At 69.0% G+C, this 943-nt stretch carries 1 protein-coding gene; it reads right to left on the minus strand.

Going from position 1 to position 943, the window contains the following annotated elements; translation table 11 throughout:
* Positions 1-297 precede the first annotated feature (297 nt).
* A partial coding sequence (locus ACFOWZ_RS40655) for an HNH endonuclease signature motif containing protein (RefSeq protein ID WP_382379315.1) occupies positions 298-943 on the minus strand: 646 nt, incomplete at its 5' end.

Genomic DNA, 943 nt, shown 5'->3' on the forward strand with positions numbered 1-943 from the left:
TCCGTTGCCTCGTTTCAGCCGCCTTGACAGCCAGGCCCACGCCTTAACTACACGGCATTGGGACTAGCTCCGCAGGATTGATCTCGGGAGATTGCCCTCGCCGGATTAGCCTCGCGGGAATCGCCTCCCGGAATTGTCTCTACGCGGCTGTAGTACCACGAGGCAGGGGGTAACGACCGCCCCATGCCGCCGTTGGTTTCTCGGCGTTGGCGAGGGTGCCTGGCGATGGCCCGCCAGCGGTAGCGAGAGTGCCTGGCCGTGTCCGGGGCGGCCTTCATCGGCACCGCCTGGCCGTGGTCAGGCGGTGTTGATCAGGTTGCGTCTGGGCGTTCGCTGGGGATCGAGCCAGGCCGGTGCGTAGAAGGTCGGGATGCCGTTGATCATCTTGACTTCCCACTTGCTCTGGTGGATCAGCGTGTGGTGCTGGCGGCACAGCAGCACCGCGTTGTCGACGGAGGTGTCCCCGCCGTCGGCCCAGTGGCGGACGTGGTGGCCGTCGCAGTGCCGGGGCGGTCTGTCGCAGCCGGGGAAGGCGCAGCCACGATCCCTGAGGACCAGGGCGCGGCGGATGCGGGCGGGGAAGGTGCGGGTTTTGCGGCCGATGTCCAGCGGCTGGCCCTCGCCGCCCAGTACGGCGGGGATGATGCCCGTGTCGCAGGCCACCCGGCGGAGCTGGTCGGCGGGGAGGTGCTGGCCGGTGTCCAGCATCGCCTCGCCCACCTGCTGGACCAGGTCCTCGTAGCGCAGGGTCACCGTCATCGTGACCGGCTCGCCACCGTGTTCGGGGAGTTGGTCGGCGCGCAGCATCAGCTCGATCAGTTCGGCCAGGGCGTCGCCTTCGCGTTGGGAGAGGGTGCGCGGGTCCGGGCCTTCGCCGGTGTCGGGGCGGGGCTTGGCCAAGGGATCGAGCAGTGCCTCGTACTTGGCGCCGGTGACCTTGTCC

Origin of the sequence: Lentzea rhizosphaerae (genome assembly GCF_042649515.1) — a bacterium.
Lineage (GTDB): Bacteria > Actinomycetota > Actinomycetes > Mycobacteriales > Pseudonocardiaceae > Lentzea > Lentzea aerocolonigenes.